The 17,058-nt window shown below is 52.5% G+C and carries 16 protein-coding genes and 1 other RNA gene; 10 read left to right on the top strand and 7 right to left on the bottom strand.

Annotation, left to right across the window (positions count from 1 at the left end):
- Positions 1-116: 116 nt before the first annotated feature.
- Positions 117-1,805: an EAL domain-containing protein gene (locus TALK_RS02770; protein ID WP_085615561.1), complete on the bottom strand. Its 1,689-nt coding sequence runs from the start codon at positions 1,803-1,805 to the stop codon at positions 117-119.
- A gap of 440 nt (positions 1,806-2,245) precedes the next feature.
- Between TALK_RS02770 and TALK_RS02760 the strand changes: the two genes are divergently transcribed.
- The 4 genes from TALK_RS02760 to TALK_RS02745 all read left to right on the top strand — a co-directional run bounded on the left by TALK_RS02760 (position 2,246) and on the right by TALK_RS02745 (position 6,371).
- Positions 2,246-2,944, top strand: a complete 699-nt coding sequence (locus tag TALK_RS02760) for a pyrimidine 5'-nucleotidase (protein ID WP_085615557.1) — start codon at positions 2,246-2,248, stop codon at positions 2,942-2,944.
- Positions 2,945-3,125: 181 nt separating this feature from the next.
- The gene (gene dapD / locus TALK_RS02755; protein ID WP_085615555.1) at positions 3,126-3,983 is read left to right on the top strand and encodes a 2,3,4,5-tetrahydropyridine-2,6-dicarboxylate N-succinyltransferase; all 858 of its coding nucleotides are present in this window, start codon (positions 3,126-3,128) and stop codon (positions 3,981-3,983) included.
- Between the two features lie 116 nt (positions 3,984-4,099).
- On the top strand, positions 4,100-5,245 hold the full coding sequence (gene dapE, locus TALK_RS02750; protein ID WP_085615553.1) for a succinyl-diaminopimelate desuccinylase: 1,146 nt from the start codon (positions 4,100-4,102) through the stop codon (positions 5,243-5,245).
- 40 nt (positions 5,246-5,285) lie between these two features.
- A complete protein-coding gene (locus tag TALK_RS02745) occupies positions 5,286-6,371 on the top strand; it encodes a 2OG-Fe(II) oxygenase family protein (protein WP_085615759.1) in 1,086 nt (361 codons plus the stop codon).
- Between the two features lie 208 nt (positions 6,372-6,579).
- Here TALK_RS02745 and TALK_RS02740 read toward each other — a convergent pair whose 3' ends face one another.
- Positions 6,580-7,188 carry a glutathione S-transferase family protein gene (locus TALK_RS02740; protein ID WP_085615551.1) on the bottom strand — a complete coding sequence of 203 codons (609 nt, stop codon included), beginning with the start codon at positions 7,186-7,188 and terminating at the stop codon, positions 6,580-6,582.
- 140 nt (positions 7,189-7,328) lie between these two features.
- Here TALK_RS02740 and TALK_RS02735 point away from each other — a divergent pair, with 140 nt between their 5' ends.
- Positions 7,329-8,189, top strand: coding sequence for a LysR family transcriptional regulator (locus TALK_RS02735; protein ID WP_085615549.1), 861 nt, complete (start codon positions 7,329-7,331; stop codon positions 8,187-8,189).
- Between the two features lie 63 nt (positions 8,190-8,252).
- Complete coding sequence (locus tag TALK_RS02730; protein ID WP_245829637.1) at positions 8,253-8,621, top strand: DUF1636 family protein; 369 nt, start codon at positions 8,253-8,255, stop codon at positions 8,619-8,621.
- A gap of 29 nt (positions 8,622-8,650) precedes the next feature.
- On the opposite strand, the gene TALK_RS02725 is transcribed toward TALK_RS02730, so the two are convergent.
- Positions 8,651-9,439: a transporter substrate-binding domain-containing protein gene (locus TALK_RS02725; protein ID WP_085615545.1), complete on the bottom strand. Its 789-nt coding sequence runs from the start codon at positions 9,437-9,439 to the stop codon at positions 8,651-8,653.
- A gap of 88 nt (positions 9,440-9,527) precedes the next feature.
- Complete coding sequence (gene nudC / locus TALK_RS02720; protein WP_085615543.1) at positions 9,528-10,454, bottom strand: NAD(+) diphosphatase; 927 nt, start codon at positions 10,452-10,454, stop codon at positions 9,528-9,530.
- Positions 10,455-10,667: 213 nt separating this feature from the next.
- Between nudC and ffs the strand changes: the two genes are divergently transcribed.
- From ffs to recR, 4 genes are all read left to right on the top strand, one after another.
- Positions 10,668-10,762, top strand: an RNA gene (gene ffs, locus TALK_RS02710) — signal recognition particle sRNA small type.
- A gap of 159 nt (positions 10,763-10,921) precedes the next feature.
- Complete coding sequence (locus TALK_RS02705) at positions 10,922-12,823, top strand: DNA polymerase III subunit gamma/tau (protein ID WP_085615539.1); 1,902 nt, start codon at positions 10,922-10,924, stop codon at positions 12,821-12,823.
- Entirely contained in the window at positions 12,820-13,143 is a 324-nt protein-coding gene (locus TALK_RS02700) for a YbaB/EbfC family nucleoid-associated protein (RefSeq protein WP_085615537.1), read from the top strand. The genes TALK_RS02705 and TALK_RS02700 overlap by 4 nt, the downstream gene beginning before the upstream one ends.
- Positions 13,144-13,270: 127 nt before the next feature.
- Positions 13,271-13,864 carry a recombination mediator RecR gene (gene recR, locus TALK_RS02695; protein ID WP_085615757.1) on the top strand — a complete coding sequence of 198 codons (594 nt, stop codon included), beginning with the start codon at positions 13,271-13,273 and terminating at the stop codon, positions 13,862-13,864.
- Between the two features lie 85 nt (positions 13,865-13,949).
- Here the strand turns inward: recR and TALK_RS02690 are convergent, their stop codons facing one another.
- The 3 genes from TALK_RS02690 to TALK_RS02680 form a co-directional block, all read right to left on the bottom strand.
- Positions 13,950-14,399 (bottom strand): type II 3-dehydroquinate dehydratase, encoded by a 450-nt coding sequence (locus tag TALK_RS02690; RefSeq protein ID WP_085615535.1) that lies wholly within the window; start codon positions 14,397-14,399, stop codon positions 13,950-13,952.
- A gap of 27 nt (positions 14,400-14,426) precedes the next feature.
- Positions 14,427-16,310, bottom strand: a complete 1,884-nt coding sequence (locus TALK_RS02685; protein WP_085615533.1) for a bifunctional sugar phosphate isomerase/epimerase/4-hydroxyphenylpyruvate dioxygenase family protein — start codon at positions 16,308-16,310, stop codon at positions 14,427-14,429.
- A gap of 84 nt (positions 16,311-16,394) precedes the next feature.
- Positions 16,395-17,048 carry a GntR family transcriptional regulator gene (locus TALK_RS02680; RefSeq protein ID WP_085615531.1) on the bottom strand — a complete coding sequence of 218 codons (654 nt, stop codon included), beginning with the start codon at positions 17,046-17,048 and terminating at the stop codon, positions 16,395-16,397.
- Positions 17,049-17,058 lie beyond the last annotated feature (10 nt).

The raw sequence follows: 17,058 nt of genomic DNA, 5'->3' as shown, positions 1-17,058 counted from the left end.
GGCAAAAAGGGCTGTTTACCGCCAAATTTGGCCAATGTTTTTTTGCCATTCACAATAAAAAAAGCCACCCAAGGGCGGCTTTACACAACGTGATGATGGATTAATCGATCTTGACCCTAGGGATTTTTTCCGTCCTGGACGTTGCGCCAATAACGGGTGATATCCTTTTCGGGTTTGCCAAACAAATAGCCTTGCGCGTAATCAAAGCCAGCCTTGATGACCATGTCGCGCATCGCATCGGTTTCGATCATTTCAGCCACGACTTCAATATCCAGTTCGTGACACAGATCGACCAACGACGTCATAAACACCCGTCCCTTGGAAGATTTCAGGGACTGACGAATAGCTTCCCCGTCCAATTTGACATAATCAACTTCAAGCGCACTGATATAACGGAAATTGGACGCCCCGGTCCCGAAATCATCCAGACAGATTTCAACGCCAAAATCCCGGAATCTGCTAATCCAGACTGCCGCATTGTCCAGATCGCTGATCCTGGCCGTTTCGGTGATTTCAATCATCAGATGCCCCATCGTATCGCGATTGCGTTCAAACAAAGCAATCACTGAACGACAGAAATCAGGATGTTCGATGCTGTCACCTGATACGTTCACAGCAACACGCACATCAATACCGTCATCAAGCTGATTACGGATCCATTTCAGGGTACGGCGCATCATGGCAAGATCCAGTCGATGGATCATGTTCACCTGTTCGGCAAAGGTAATCAGGCGCTCCGTCGGAATCAGTTTATCGTCATCGTCATAAAACCGGGCAAGCACCTCGAAATGATGGATTTCCGCGGAAGGCAATCGCACAATCGGTTGATAGACCGCATCAAATTTCAAACGATCAATCCGCATGCCAAAATCGCGCATCGCAGAAAATGTATCATTCACCAGATTTGGGGCCTGCCCGGTCAAACAGGAAAAAGTGAACCCATGTTCCTGCCGATCACAAAACCGACGAATAGAATATAATACACCGCGTGCCAGATCACCCGGCGGGATCATTTCAGCCGTAAAATCCGTGACCGATGTCGATATTTCGACGCCTGTGCCCGCAGGATCGGCATTGCGTGCACAATCAGCAATCCGGCTTTCAAGTTCGCCAACCGGAATATCGGCACGATGCAGCATTCCAAACTGGTTGCCGTTCATTCGCCCGGCGGTATCACCGGCAACCGAATGGGCGCGTAAAAAGGCGCCAATGCTGGCAAGCATTTCATCACGCTCGATCTGCTCCATCCGTTTGCAAAGCGGATCGAACGCATTAAGTGTCATCAGGGAAAATTTATGTTCCGCCCCGGTTTCACGCTGCGCCATCAGGCGTTCGGTCACAACCCGCGACAGACTTTGTTCGTCCAGAAGGCCCGTAGCAGCATCACGTTTTATCGAACGCGCAATGTCGTGTGGCAGGGTATTGACCGCGATACGAAGTGCGACAAAGAAATGATCCCCAAGATCAGGCAAAAAATAGCCGCTCATCGACACTGGTGCGCTGAGTTGTTCATCCGGGCGGATAAAACGCACCTGAATATTGTCCATACGGCCACGACGGCGCGCCGCAAACAGCATTTCCTGCACCAGCGGCCTGAACTGCGGTGCCAAAACCGACTGCAATGTATGACCTTCAAGATCAACGGCCGCCCGACCCAGCATACCGTCGGCGGCCCCCGATGCGAAAACAATCCGAAGATCGTCATCAAGCTCAAGCAGAAGGTCCCCCCATACAAACGCAAGGGCTGCAAAACGGTTGCGTTCATTCCTAAGCGCCGAAGCTCGACTTTTCAGAAGTTTGTCCAATGGGCTCTCTCGCACTAACTCAAAACCGGTGCAGCTTCCTGCCCCAACTCAGGATTACTACACTTTCACCATGGTGGATTAGCCTATCTTCTGCATGTCCACTCTTAATAAGCCCTTTACATAACTGACAAATTTCTACCCATGTAGATAAATTTCCGGATATTTTCCTATTCGAAACTCAAGGCACCGCATGATGCCATCAAATTCAATCCAAAATCAAAAATGCCTTTGACCGTGCTGTCACGGTAAAATTGCGCCCCCCCAAAACCTTGGCCCGATAACAGCCATCAAAATGTGATATCTGCATCTTTAACGTCGATGTCACCGACGATGCCTTTGCAAAGGCATCGAAATCCCATAAAACAAATGCCTGAAACACGCTTGCTTTTGTCACCTGCCAATTGCGCCACCGCAACGGCAAACAACCGGATTCATCTGAAATGTCTTCGCCCGCTTCTGCTCCATCAACCATCCCGCAGGTCGAAACCGACAATGTTCTGATCTTTGATCTCGACAACACGCTGTATCCTGCGGCATGCGACCTGTTTTCACAGGTATCAAACCTGATCGGGCAATATGTTCGCGATGCGTTGCGCCTGCCAGCCGATGAAGCCTATGTGATTCAGAAAAGCTATTTTCATCGTTATGGGACGACCCTTCGCGGTCTGATGACTGAACATGACATTGATCCGGCCGACTATCTGAACAAGGTTCATGATATTGATCTGTCGGTTGTCGATCCCGCCCCCGATCTTGCCGCTGCCCTTGATGCGCTGCCATGCCGCAAGGTGATTTTTACCAATGCATCACGTGGCCATGCCGAACGGGTGATGGAACGACTTGGCATCGCCAGCCATTTCGAAACCATTTTCGATATTGTCGATGCCAATTATGTTCCCAAGCCACAGCAACATCCCTATGACCTTCTTCTGGCACGGGATGCAATTGATCCAACACGCGCCATATATTTTGAAGACATGGCAAAAAACCTGCTGCCGGCCAAGGAAATGGGCATGACCACAGTTTGGGTCCATACCGACGAGGAATGGGCACAGGTTGGACGCGGTGACCCGCGGATTGACCATGAAACCGATGATATGACGGCTTTCCTGCGCACATTGGGCAACACCACGGTATAAAAACACACAACTTGCGCAAATTTGTCATCGTTCCAAGATTGAGGTTTCCGCCCTGATCAGATAGGTGTTGCGCAGGTCAGGAACCGGAAAACTACGTAAACTGGCGGAGTTGACTTAAGCGCAGGCTTTGACCATTCTCCGCCCGACATGAAATTAAGGCTGACCGCAAGGACCTCTGAAAATGGACAGAACAGAACTTGAAGGCGTGATCAACGTCGCTTGGGAAAACCGCGACGAAATCAGCTCGGCCACCCAGGGTGAAATCCGCAAGGCGGTCCACCAGACACTTGCCGCACTTGATAGCGGCACGTTGCGCGTTGCCGAGAAATCGCAGAACAGCAATGAAAGCAAATGGGTTGTCAATCAGTGGGCCAAGAAGGCGGTTCTTCTGTCCTTCCGCCTTAATGACATGACCACCATTTCCGGCGGTCCGGGCGAGAACACCAATTGGTGGGACAAAGTTCCGTCGAAATTCGAAGGTTGGGGCGAGGCCGAATTTAAAGCGGCCGGTTTCCGCGCCGTTCCGGGCAGCATCGTGCGCCGTTCGGCCTATATCGCACCGGGCACCGTTCTGATGCCAAGCTTTGTCAACCTTGGCGCCTATGTCGATACCGGCGTGATGGTCGATACCTGGGCAACGGTTGGCTCCTGTGCACAGATCGGTAAAAACGTTCACCTTTCGGGTGGTGCGGGTATCGGTGGTGTTCTTGAACCGTTGCAGGCCGGTCCGGTTATCATCGAAGACAATGCCTTTATCGGTGCGCGTTCGGAAATCGTCGAAGGCGTCATCGTCGAAGAAGGTGCCGTGATTTCGATGGGCGTTTTCATCGGCGCATCGACCAAAATCATCGACCGCACCACCGGCGAAACCTTTATCGGTCGTGTTCCGGCCTATTCGGTTGTGGTTCCGGGCAGCATTCCGGGCAAACCATTACCCGATGGCAAGCCAGGCCCAAGCCTGTATTGCGCGGTGATCATCAAACGTGTTGATGAAAAAACCCGTTCGAAAACCTCGATCAACGAATTGCTGCGGGACTGATTTCTGTCACCCGATTTGCCAATGATCTATAAGGGGCAAGACGGCCAGTCCGTTTTGCCCCTTTTTACAAACAGCTTTACCCCGCCCTATCGTGCGCTCAACACAGAGAACATTAAATGTCCGCCGCCCTTGATCTTGCCCAGTCCCTGATCCGCTGCCCATCTGTCACCCCCGCGGATGCCGGTGCCCTTGATGTCTTGCAGACCGCCCTTGAAGCCCGTGGCTTTGACTGCAAACGCAAGGTTTTCCACGAGGATAACTGGGACAGCATCGATAACCTTTATGCCCGATTGGGAACAAAGGGCCGTAATTTCTGTTTTGCCGGGCATACTGATGTTGTCCCGGCGGGGGATACCGCAGCTTGGACCGTCGATCCGTTTGGCGGCGAAATCAAGGATGGCCGTTTGTTTGGTCGCGGTGCGGTCGATATGAAAACCGGCATTGCCTGCTTTGTCGAAGCCATCGATCAGTTCCTGGCCCGCCATCCCGATTTTGACGAAAGCATCAGTTTCCTGATCACCGGTGACGAAGAAGCCGATGCGGTCAACGGCACGATCAAACTGCTGGATTGGTGTGACAAGCATGGCGAAAAATTTGACGTCTGCCTTGTCGGCGAACCAACCAACCCGAAATATCTCGGCGAAATGATGAAAGTTGGTCGGCGCGGCTCTATCACCGGCTGGCTCACCATCTATGGCGCACAAGGCCATGTTGCCTATCCGCATCTGGCCGATAATCCGGTCCCGCGCATGATCAAGGTCCTTGATGCCTTAACCAGCCACGAACTTGATACCGGCACGCCACATTTCCAGCCCAGCAATTTGGAAGTCACGACAATTGATGCCGGAAACCCGGCAACAAACGTGGTTGCGGCCAAAATCAGTGCGGCGTTCAACATCCGCTTTAATGATCTGCACCAGGGTGTTGATCTTGAAAAATGGATCCGCGAAACCTGTGCCGCACATGCCGGGGCGCATGACCTTAAAGTCAAGATTTCCGGCGAAGCTTTCCTGTCTGAACCGGGAAAATTGGCAACCTTAATCGGCGATGCCGCGGAAAAAGTCACCGGTCACCGCCCGGATATGAGCACCACAGGCGGCACATCGGACGCACGCTTTATCCACAAATATTGCGAAGTCGCTGAATTTGGTCTGGTCGGGCAAAGCATGCATAAGGTCGATGAACATGCCATGGTCGATGATATTAAAAACCTGACTGTGATTTACGCAGAAGTCCTTTCAGGATATTTTGCGAAAATCTGATAAACGCAAATTGCATGACAACGGATCGGGACAACAAAAAATGTCGGCCACACCAAAAACAGCAATCAGCACAAGCCGAGTTGCCAAAGGTGATATCGTCCCGAAAATTTCCCTGCCCGACGTTGCCGCAAAGACGGTCGATCTGACCGATCAGCTCATTGCCGGAAATACGCTTGCGCTCTTTTTGCTTGATGACAAACCAACCAAAGAAACCTGGCAGATGATCGACCGGTTTCTCGATCAGGTATCGGATTACGAGGCTCTGACCTTTCTGATCATTGACGGAAAGAAAAGCCCAAAGAAAAGCCCCAAATCAAACGCCAAGGCAACCGAGCTTTATGACCTGGAAAATGCTGTCAGAAAGCTGTTTGGTGTGAACGAGCCCTCAATACTGCTGATCGATCCCAACCATCGGCTGATGTTCAATGCACCGCTGGCGGATATGAATAACGCCATTGATGTCTGCAAGGCAATCCACGCCGGAAGCAAACCTGACCTGGCCAGTCGCCAAGCCCCGGTCATGTTGCTACATGATATTCTCGAACCTGAATTGTGCGAGGCTCTGCTTGCCTATTGGCAGGCGGGTGAAAAACGCGCCGACGGTGTCTCTCAGGGGGCGGAAAACAGCAGCACAGCAAAATCCGACATCAAAAAACGCAACGATGTCGTCCTTTTGGACGAAGTGCTGTTTGAAAAAGTCAAAACCCGGATCGTTACCCGCATTTTGCCGGAATTGTTCAAGGCGTTCCAATTCAGAACAGCCAGCATGGAGGTCTTGCGGATCGGGTGCTATGACGCCGCCGATCAAGGGCATTTCGGCCGTCACCGGGATAACCGCACAGCGTTTACCGCACATCGTCGTTTTGCCGTATCGCTAAACCTGAACCCGATTACTTACGAAGGCGGGCAGGTTCGGTTCCCGGAATATGGTCGTGGCCTTTATGCCCCGCCCGCGGGGGGGGCTGTGATCTTTTCCTGCTCGCTGCTGCATGAAGCAATGCCGGTGACCAAAGGGCGTCGCTTCGGGATTTTCACCTTCCTGACCGACGAAGCCGGTGCGATTGCCGAACAAAAAATGATTGCCCAGCGTAAAGGCCAGATCGCACCGCTTGCGATGAAACGCTGATATTCAGGTTCCATCCATACCCAAGTTAAACCGGGGTTCTTCCGACTTTGGGGGCACTCGCAACTGTATCTATCAAGTTATTTGATCCGCATAGATCACAGGCCAAATGTCTATCCCCATTGCGCTATCTGGATCATCCAATGGGCCTTGCAGCCGCCCCAATGTAATTTCTGATGCAGGGGCGGCTGTTTTTTCAAGGAAGGCTGTTTCAGGGCTTCATCGTAATCGGAATATAGCCCGGCAAAGCCGAAATACGATCCATCCACGCCATGATGCCCGGATATACCGACAGATCAATGTGACCTTCCTCGGCAACATGGGTATAGGCGTATAGCGAGATATCGGCGATGGAAAGCCCATCAGCCACCAGCCAGTCATGGTCTGACAAACGTTTTTCCATGAATTCGAGGGCCTTTTTCGCCCCCGCCTGCTTCATCGGCACTAAAATATCAGCATGTTCCGGCATGCCCTTAATCGCGACCCACGCACGCAAAACAGCAATCGTTGGCTCGTGGTCATATTGTTCAAAAAACAACCATTGCATGACTTCGGTACGTTGCCATACATCGGCGGGCAAATAAGGCGTTCCCTCCGCAAGATGGATCAGGATCGCATTGCTTTCGGTCAGAATGTGCCCATCGCCAAGTTCCAGCGCCGGGATTTTTCCGTTGGCGTTAATCCGCGATATAAATTCCGGTGTGCGGGTTTCGCCCTTGGTGATGTCATATTCCACCAGATCAAACGGTTTGCCGAGAAGGGTTAGCAGCAAACGGATCTTGTACCCGTTCCCGGATGGTAAAAAATCGTGAAGGATCATTTTGTCTTCCTTTGGCACTTGCAGTTTCGCAATGGCCGGCCGGTCGCGATAATTGGGGCTGGCCCAAAATCAAACAATCGAATAGTTTTGACCTGACTGTTCAATTTTGTTGATCATTTTTTCTGACCAAAGGAACCTCAATGGATTCCGATTTGCTGCGCAGCTTTGTCGCCTTTGCCGAATGCGGCAGCTTTAACCGTGCTGCGGATCGCATCGGCCGCACACCATCGGCCTTTTCGATGCAGATGAAGCGCCTTGAAGACCTTGTCGGGAACAAGCTGTTTGAACGCGAAGGTCGTAATGTTCTGCTGACGTCAGATGGCATTACCTTTGTCGGATATGCCCGCCGTATTCTTTCGCTTCAGGACGAAGCCATCGGCATATTGCGCAGTAAAGACATTGCCCGCCCGATAAGGATCGGTTGCCCTGACGACTACATGCAAAACATTTTACCCATCGTTTTGCGCGCCATAAAAGAACGCCACCCCGATATAGAGTTCTTTATATCGGTCAACCCAACGATCCTGTTGCAGCGGATGCTGGATCAGGGGGAACTTGATCTGGCGGTTATCAGCCGTTCGGAAAAAGGCGAAGAAGGATATTTTCTGCGGCGTGAGCCCGGCGTCTGGGTTTCTTCCCCGATCCACAAACAACATTTATCCAACCCGATATCGCTTGTATTGCCTGCAAGCGACTGCAAATTTTATGCTTGGGCAATTGATTCTATTTCAAAGGCAGACCGCCCGTTCACATTGTTTGCAACCTCACGACAAGCCGCATCCCTTTTACATCTCGTGCGGGATGGACTGGGTGTGGCTGCCCTCGCCAAAGCCAGCGTCACAGACGAATTTTTAATTCTGGATCATGGTGACGGTTTTGCACCGCTGCCTGCTGTCGGGGTTGCCCTTATGCTTTCTGATGCGTCCCATCCGCTTGTTGATCGGCAATTGGCCGCCCACATTCAAAACTATGTCAGCACAAATATCATCGATGATGCTTGACCAAACAGACCGTAAACTGTTTGGATGCGCGCCCGTTTTACGCCAAATAACAAACCGGATGCCATGACAACCAAACCCCGCCTGCATATCTGCACGACCTGTACCGCGTCCTCGGCCGACGCGGCGACCGATCCCCGTCATGGCAAGGTACTGTTTGATAAAATGGTTGAAACCTGTGCCGATCAGGACCTGCCATTTGACATCAAACCGGCCCAATGTCTGACCAATTGCAAATCAGGTTGTTCTGTTGCGCTAAGCGGATCGGGCAGATGGGGATATGTTTATGGCAATCTTGATCCGGAAACCATAATCACCGATTTGTGCGACCTTGCCGCACGCTATGCCAATACCACAGATGGCATTGTCGCATGGCGTGAACGCCCCGAAAGCCTGCGGCGCAATGTAATCGCCCGCATCCCCGCATTGGACTAATTTCACAAAAAACCGCCCAAAAAACGGCCTCAGCCCAAAAGATCACCATGCAATTTACGCCAGATTTCGGCCAGATTGCCTTGGATGTGAAGAATGTTAATCAGGGCGTTGTAATCCGCAACCGAAATGGCGGAATCATACGACATCACCGACAATAAATGACTGCTGGAAACCTGTTTGGGCCCCATAAAGATCTGATTGCTAAGTTCCGGGCGTCTTTGAAAGGCAGCCGCCAGAAAACCGGCCGACAAAACCGCAACATCACCATCGCCTGCCAAAAGTTTGTCCAGAACCTGTTGTTCATTATAAAGCAGGGACATATTGAAATGGGCGTTCAGGTAATCCGGGTCAGCCTTGAAATTCGCAAACCCATAGTGAAATCCAAGAACACCCAGGATGGTATGTTTTGTCACATCGTTAAACCATCCCGCCCCCGGGATGTCTTTGCGCCGGGCAACATAAAGGTCATGTTCGGTAACGATCTGATTGGAATAAACGACGTTCTGGTCGCGCCATCCCCAATCCGGGCTTTCAAGCAAAAGCATGTCAAACATACCCGATGCCAGATCGCTGTATCGCCGTCGTGACGATGTTTCGACCAATTCGAAATAATAGGTCGACTGAATAGCATTCAGTGCCGATACCATTTCAAAGGCAAAACCGGTGGGGTTCTTATCTTCAAAAAAATAAACCACCCCGTATTCATAGGCACCGACCTTAACCGTGATCGGCGTCGTGGCATGGGCTGCACCAACCATTGCCAGTGCACAACCCGCAATCCCTGCAAGGGTGCAAAACCATCGAAACATCTGCTTCATTCGAAGACTTAACCTTGTTACTGCCTGTGTTTTCCATCGATGTCTCACCTGTGTCGCGCACAGAGCCGCACAATCGAGGAATTTCTTTCTATATGCGTCCTGCGCACCAATTTTCCAGAAGGTAACGTGCAATAGATATCGGACGCGGCAAATTAATTCCCTTGTCAGGAAGCCCGGCAACCTCGTCACGATGGACCCACATCGCAAACTCGATTTCCTTTTCGTCGATCACAATATCGGTTGTTTCGGCTTCTGCGATGAAGCCCAACATCAACGATCCCGGGAACGGCCATGGCTGCGATGCGACATAACGCGCACGTTTGATCCGAATACCGACTTCCTCATACACCTCACGTGCAACAGCTTGTTCCAGCGTCTCGCCCGGCTCGACAAACCCGGCCAGAACCGAAACCATACCGGGCAAAAATTGCGGCGAGCGCGCCAAAAGAACCTGATCATTTTGATGGATCAGCATAATCACCGCCGGGTCCGTGCGCGGGAAATGCGGTGTCGCACAGGCATCATTGCCACATTGCAATCGATATCCGGCTTCCATTACGTGATTGGGATGGCCACAGACACCGCAATATTGATGCTTCTGATGCCAGTTAAAAATGGCGCGCGCCTGTGCCGCAAGGGCGGCTTCGTCTTCGGAAAGGGCGGCCATACGACTGCGCATATCGCCAAACCCGCCACCCAAACGACGAATGGCATCATCACGATCAATAATCACAGGCGCAATATCAATCGCAATGACGGCTTCCCCACCGTGACGGCCAATATAAATCCAGCTTGCCTGTTCGATTTCAAGGTCCAGATATGGCAAGGCAGGACCGCCCACCACGACAAGCTCGTGTTCGTTCATATCTTCGGGCCAGGCAAAAAGCGGATCACCATTATGACAGATCAGAATGCGAACGGTGTCCTCGGCCAACAGGATTTCACGCCAGTTTTCCCGAGATCGCAATTGGGCATCGCGATCCAGATCGGTTGCTTCATAGAACAGCCTGTCCATTATGGGGCATTTCCTTGTTCTGGCGCGCCGGGTTCTGATCGGTGCCGGGGGTCGGTCGAGTCCCGGCAATCAGGGCGGCGAACCATTTTATGGTGGTAACGGGTCCCGACCTTACCGCTGTCAAACCGACCGTCAAAGCCACGATCACGCGATTTGTCAAAAAATCGCAGCCGGGTCTTGCGTTTTATAGTCCCTTGCGCGATATAGAGGGCGAGAGGCTGGCCGTGGACGGACCGCTCGCCAACCCGGTCAGGACCGGAAGGTAGCAGCCGTAACGAGTTTTTCCGGGTCGCGGTTCAGTCTCTCACCCTTTTATTTCCCCCAAGTATCCCCCTCCGATTTCCGCCATGCTGTGCAGCGTCACGTTTGCCATGGGGTTTTGTGTGGGAAATTTCCCACTTGGCCTTTCCCATCGGCCGCTGAAACTGCTAAAACCAAACCAACTTGAAACATGCCGGACCGGATGAATGACGGACCAGATCGACAGCACCGAAACGCCCGCACCAGAAACGCCAGAGGTTGAGGTAAAGGTGGAACAGGAACCGACCGCTGCAACGCCCAAGGCCGCAAGCCCGGCCATCGTCGAAGAAGCGCCCAAAAGCGAATATCAGGTTCTTGCCCGTAAATACCGCCCCAAGACCTTTGACGAACTGATCGGCCATGGGACGATGGTCAAGACGCTGTCAAATGCGCTTGAAAGCGGACGTTTGGCGCATGCCTTTATTCTGACCGGGGTGCGCGGGATTGGTAAAACCACCACGGCCCGTATCATTGCGCGCGCGCTGAACTGTATTGGTCCGGACGGCACGGGCAACGCCACAATCAATCCCTGCGGCGTATGCGAGCATTGCCGTGCCATTGCCGAAGATCGCCATGTTGATGTTCTGGAAATGGATGCGGCGTCGCGCACCGGTGTTGATGACATTCGCGAACTGATCGAAGGCGTTCGATATCGCCCGACATCAGCGCGTTACAAGATATACATCATCGATGAAGTGCACATGCTGTCGAAAAATGCGTTCAATGCGCTGCTAAAGACGCTGGAAGAACCGCCAGAGCATGTGAAATTCATCTTTGCGACCACCGAAATCCGCAAAATCCCGATTACCGTTCTGTCCCGGTGTCAGCGGTTTGATTTGCGCCGGGTTCAGACCGATGAACTGACCGCGCATTACAAACGCATCGCCGATCTTGAAAAAGCCGATATCGATGACGACGCCCTTGCCCTGATCGCGCGCGCTGCCGATGGATCGGTGCGTGACGGCATGAGCCTTTTGGATCAGGCAATTTCGCATGGTGCGGGCAAGGTCACAACCCAACAAGTCCGCGATATGCTGGGCCTGTCGGACCGGTCACGCATTTTCGACCTGTTCGATCAGACCATGAAGGGCGAAATCAACGAAGCGCTGGAACTTTTGGGTGCGCAATATGCGCTTGGCGGTGACCCGGCAGTCATGTTGCAAGACATGCTTGACCTGACCCATTGGCTGACACGCGTGAAACTGTCACCCGATGCGGCCAATGCCCCCGGCGTTTCGCAAATTGAACGGGATCGCGGCAAGGAAATTGCCGCCAAGCTTGCCATGCCGCAATTAACCCGTTCTTGGCAGATGTTGCTTAAGGGGCTTGAAGAAACACGCATTGCACCATCCCCCATTCAGGCCGCTGAAATGATCCTGATCCGGCTGGCATATGCCGCCGAAATGCCAGCCCCTGGCGATTTGATCAAAAAACTGCGCAACGATTTGAACAAGGCGGGCAACGCCCCGCAAGGCGGCGGTTCTGGTGGCAATGGTGGCGGCAGTGGCCCCGGCCCGCGTATGCAATTGGTTAATGGTGGTGGCGGTGGGGCCGCAGTGGCACATGCCCGCCCCGATCCACTGGGCGAGCCGGAAGTTGCCCAACAGGTTTATGCCAAGCTGCCCGAAACCTTTGCCGAAGTCGCAGAATTGCTATCAAAAGAACGCGAAACCACCGCGCTTTCGATCCAGCTTAAAAACTATATGCATCTGGTAAAATACGAACCGGGTCGCATTGAATTTCGTCCGGCACGCGGCGCACGTGCGGATTTATCGAGCCAATTGATCAAGACACTGAACAATCTAACCGGCCATCGCTGGCTGGTCAGTGTTTCAGAACGTGAAGAGGGCGCGCCGACCCTTAAAGAACAGGAACTTGAGGAACTTGAACAGCGCAAGGCGGATGCATCGCTTGATCCGCTGGTCAAGGCGATCCTTGAAGGACTGCCCAAAGCAAAAATCGTTGCCGTACATCTGCCACCGGGTCAAGAAGAGACCGACGGTGAAGGAGACGACAGCGGTTCCGTTTACGATGATGCGTTTTATCTCGAAGGAGACGACGAGCTATGAAGAACCTTGCAGGGATGCTGAAACAGGCCCAGCAAATGCAGTCCAAAATGCAAGAAATGCAGGACGGTCTGCTTGCACTTGAAATCGAAGGTCAGTCGGGTGCTGGCATGGTCAAGGTCATGCTAAACGGCAAGGGCGAAATGCGCGGTCTGAAGATCGACCAAAGCATTGTCGATCCCCAAGAAACCGAAGTCCTCGAAGACCTGATCGTTGCCGCCTATAACGATGCCAAGGTCAAGGTCGAAGCCGCGGTTCAGGATAAAATGAAAGACGTCACCGGCGGCATGAACCTGCCAGAAGGTTTCAAACTGCCGTTCTGATCGACCCTGTTGATCCGAAATTGCGGCAATACCGCATTTGGCAAAGGGTGGCATTGCGCCGCCCTTTGTTTTTGATACAAACTATCAGTCAATCCAATCGCCAGATCCACCGCAAGACGGGACGACCATGAACGGACGGGAAATCGAAAATCTGATCAAGCTTCTGTCACGCCTTCCGGGGCTTGGCCCGCGGTCGGCACGGCGCGCCGTTTTGCAGATGCTGAAAAAACCCGAAACCCTGATGATCCCGCTGGCGCATGCGTTGGAAGAAACCGCGAATGCCATGACCAATTGCGGCATTTGCGGCAATATCGATGTCATCGATCCCTGTCATATCTGTACTGATCGCGGCCGAACGCGCGAGGCAATTTGCGTGGTCGAAGAAGTTCAGGACCTCTGGGCGCTTGAACGTGCCCGCGTATTCAAGGGGCAGTATCACGTTCTGGGTGGCACGTTATCGCCCCTTGATGGTATTGGGCCAGATGATTTGCATATTGATCAACTGATCGAACGCGCGCGCGGTGAAAATGTCACCGAAATCATCCTGGCGACCAATGCAACGGTCGATGGCCAAACCACGGCGCATTACATTACCGAACGGCTGATTGAAACCGGGGTCAAGGTTACCCGTCTGGCTCATGGTGTGCCTGTCGGGGGCGAACTGGATTATCTTGATGACGGCACATTGGCCGCCGCCCTGCGATCACGCAGTCCCGTCTGAACACCGCCTCGGATATCTAATCCAAACGGAAAAGGCAGCATTTGATGCTGCCTTTGTCACCTTGCATCAAACCTGATCCAACGCCTTAGCTGGCGGCTGCGATTTTTTCCACGGCCAAACGGGTTGCCAGTTCATAACCATAGGCCCCCGCACCAGCCATCACCGCATTGGCAACCGGGCTGATCCAGCTGTGATGGCGGAATTCGTCGCGGGCATGCGGGTTCGAAATATGCAATTCAATGATATAGCCATCAAACGTTTTTAGCGCGTCATGAATTGCCGCCGATGTATGAGTATAAGCCCCGGCATTGATGATGATCGCAGCCGATTTGATCCGCGCATCATGGATAAAATCAACGATGGCGCCTTCATGGTTTGACTGTTCAAACCGCACAGAAACACCAAGCGTTTGGGCCAAGGATACACATTTATCCTCGATACTTGCCAATGTGTCGTAACCGTAAATTTCAGGTTGCCGCTGCCCCAAAAGATTCAGGTTCGGACCGTTAATAATAAGAATTTCCGCAACACTCATGGTGATGACTTCCCCTGAATTTTCTGTTTATTTCGACGTCTGGCTGTGCCGGTTCATACGAGTTTGCGATGCCAGCCGGATCGGCGCATTGGCCGCACCAAACCCGCGATAATCACGCCGTTCTACCAGTTCAAAGAAGAACCGATTGGCAAAGGTCTTTGTATAGACCTGATAATATTCACCGTCATCATCGCGATCATACAAAATATTGGCAGCCTTCAACCGATCAAGAAGATCAGGATCAAGGCCAAACCGGGCATCGATATCATCATAGTAATTTTCTGAAATTGGCAAAACTTCAACACCATTTTTCCGGCAATAATCGACACTGGCAAAAATATCATCGCTAGAAAATGCGATATGCTGAACGCCACTGCCAAAAAATTCATTCAGGAACTGGGAATGCTGGGTATGGGGGCTTTGCGATCCATTCAGGATCAGCCGCACCCCGCCATCATTACCCTGCACCACCTGACTTTGCACCAGACCACCGGGATCAGGCACATCTACGGTCGGCATTTTCCCCAGATCAAAGATCGAGGTAAAATACAGCAACCAGGTCAACATTTCTTCGTATTGCATTGAATAGGAAACGTGATCGACCGCTTTCAGGCTGGCACCGGCCGATGGTTTTCCAGTCGTGGCTTCGGGTTCGAATTCGACATCCCAAATGCGTGCAAGCTCGCTTTGATCATCAAGAAAATAAACCAGACTGCCCCCGACACCGCGAATGGCAGGCATTGCAATCTCGCCAGCACCAACCGGCTGGGTAAAGGACGATGCCAACAAAGATTGCGCCCGTCGCAATGCTGCCCCGGCATCATCAACTTTAAGTCCGACGGCACATACCGACGGGCCATGCACGATGTTATAGGAATGCGCAAAGCCATCCTTGTCGCAATTGATCACAAGGTTGATATCGCCCTGCTTCCACCATGTTACGGCCTTGGATTTATGGCTGCCGCGCTTTTCAAAACCCAACCCGGCAAACAAGGTTGCAAGCTTTTCGGCATTTTCTTCTTCGACTGCAAACTCAACAAATTCGACATTGCGGGCATGGGCCTTGGGCGGCAACGCGGCTGCTTTTGCCCCCACTTTGATCCCATCCACGCCATCGCCCAGATAAATCAGTGACCGCAAGCCATCTTTGGCAACATTCTTGGTCGAGCTGGATCGAAATTGATCATTGAAAATTTCAAGCGAAAGCGGCCCGTCATACCCGGTGACCGCCAGATTGCGCATAAATTCATCAAGTGGAAAATCACCCTGCCCCGGAAAACACCGGAAATGGCGGCTCCATGATAACGGGTCCATTTCAAGGATTGGCGCATCAGCAACCTGCACCAAAAAGATCCTGTCACCGGGGATGGAAGCAATGGCATCAAGCGGCACCTTGCGCGCCATAATGTGAAACGTATCAAGTACCAGACCGACATTAGGATGATTGGCGCGCCGCACGACTTCCCAGCTATCGCGATAGTCGCTGATATGTTTGCCCCATGAAAGGGCCTCGAACGCGATCCGCAATCCGCGCTTGGCCGCACGATCGCCAAGTTCGGCCAAATCCTTTGCCGCCCGATCAAGCCCGCCCAGCGAATGCGGGGATACGTTCGAACACACCATCAAAAGATCGGTGCCAAGTTCTTCCATCAGATCGAATTTACGCTCGGCCCGATCAAAGGCACGGCTGCGCTGGGGTTCGGGCATGCCTTCGAAATCGCGAAACGGCTGAAACGTCACCAGCTTCAGGCCAAGATCACGAATGGTCTTGCCGACATCTTCGGGTGATCCGTCAAAGGTCAGCAGATCGTTTTCAAAAATTTCGACCCCGTCAAAACCCGCAGCAGCAATCGCGTCGAGCTTTTCCTGAAGATCGCCAGACAGCGATACGGTGGCGATGGAAGTCAGCATTTTATCCCTCCGGGATGGTCGTGTGGCGCAATGGCGCACGCGTTCGGAAGGACTTCCGGGCAGGCACCCGGGGGATCGGTGGGATCAATCCTGTGAACGGCGCCGATAGGTTTCGATATGATCGGTCAGTTTCTTAAGGGCTGCGTCCTTGTCACGCGCCAGTGCCAAATCGCAGATGCTGCGATGTTCATAGATGATTTCCTCGGCACGAAAGCCGTGGGTTTTAAGCTCGATCACCACATAGCGGCGGAACTGATCAAAGATTTCGCGATGCATGCGCATATGCAAATCCGAGCCACAGGCCGAAATCAATGCCTGATGAAATTCGCGGTCATACTGGCTCCAACGGACCGTAAGTTCGCGGCTTTCCTCGCTCAGCATGCGTTTTTCAATCGCCGAAAGTTTATGATGGGCGGCGGCAACCCGGCCTTCCCATTCAACATCACCGATCTCAATCGATTTCGCCAACCCGTTGGTTTCAAGCAACAACCGCATGGCGGTCAGTTCCTTGAAATTCGAGGCCGAAGTCCCGACCACCCGAAAACCTTTTTGGCCTTCAACAAAAACAAATCCCGATGCAACAAGACGGTTCAGCACCTCGCGCAGCGTATTGACACCCGCACTATACCGATCACGCAGTGCATCAAGCTTAAGCTTCACACCCGGCTGCAATTCGCCATACAAAATATCGTCGCGAATTTCGTTATAGACTGTCTCTGCAACGGTATTGCTGCTCATGAATTTTTCC

Source organism: Thalassospira alkalitolerans, assembly GCF_002115745.1.
GTDB lineage: Bacteria > Pseudomonadota > Alphaproteobacteria > Rhodospirillales > Thalassospiraceae > Thalassospira > Thalassospira alkalitolerans.
The sequence above is the reverse complement of the archived record's forward strand: the minus strand, read 5'-3'. Positions and strand labels throughout refer to the sequence as shown.

What these genes read in the sequence shown, in the direction of transcription:
- TALK_RS02735 (WP_085615549.1), top strand. Translation starts at nt 7,329, where the DNA reads ATGGATTCCGATTTGCTGCGCAGCTTTGTCGCCTTTGCCGAATGCGGC.
- TALK_RS02740 (WP_085615551.1), bottom strand. Translation starts at nt 7,188, where the DNA reads ATGATCCTTCACGATTTTTTACCATCCGGGAACGGGTACAAGATCCGT.
- TALK_RS02745 (WP_085615759.1), top strand. Translation starts at nt 5,286, where the DNA reads ATGTCGGCCACACCAAAAACAGCAATCAGCACAAGCCGAGTTGCCAAA.
- TALK_RS02690 (WP_085615535.1), bottom strand. Translation starts at nt 14,399, where the DNA reads ATGAGTGTTGCGGAAATTCTTATTATTAACGGTCCGAACCTGAATCTT.
- recR (WP_085615757.1), top strand. Translation starts at nt 13,271, where the DNA reads ATGAACGGACGGGAAATCGAAAATCTGATCAAGCTTCTGTCACGCCTT.
- dapD (WP_085615555.1), top strand. Translation starts at nt 3,126, where the DNA reads ATGGACAGAACAGAACTTGAAGGCGTGATCAACGTCGCTTGGGAAAAC.
- TALK_RS02725 (WP_085615545.1), bottom strand. Translation starts at nt 9,439, where the DNA reads ATGAAGCAGATGTTTCGATGGTTTTGCACCCTTGCAGGGATTGCGGGT.
- nudC (WP_085615543.1), bottom strand. Translation starts at nt 10,454, where the DNA reads ATGGACAGGCTGTTCTATGAAGCAACCGATCTGGATCGCGATGCCCAA.
- dapE (WP_085615553.1), top strand. Translation starts at nt 4,100, where the DNA reads ATGTCCGCCGCCCTTGATCTTGCCCAGTCCCTGATCCGCTGCCCATCT.
- TALK_RS02700 (WP_085615537.1), top strand. Translation starts at nt 12,820, where the DNA reads ATGAAGAACCTTGCAGGGATGCTGAAACAGGCCCAGCAAATGCAGTCC.
- TALK_RS02760 (WP_085615557.1), top strand. Translation starts at nt 2,246, where the DNA reads ATGTCTTCGCCCGCTTCTGCTCCATCAACCATCCCGCAGGTCGAAACC.
- TALK_RS02730 (WP_245829637.1), top strand. Translation starts at nt 8,253, where the DNA reads ATGACAACCAAACCCCGCCTGCATATCTGCACGACCTGTACCGCGTCC.
- TALK_RS02685 (WP_085615533.1), bottom strand. Translation starts at nt 16,310, where the DNA reads ATGCTGACTTCCATCGCCACCGTATCGCTGTCTGGCGATCTTCAGGAA.
- TALK_RS02705 (WP_085615539.1), top strand. Translation starts at nt 10,922, where the DNA reads ATGACGGACCAGATCGACAGCACCGAAACGCCCGCACCAGAAACGCCA.
- TALK_RS02680 (WP_085615531.1), bottom strand. Translation starts at nt 17,048, where the DNA reads ATGAGCAGCAATACCGTTGCAGAGACAGTCTATAACGAAATTCGCGAC.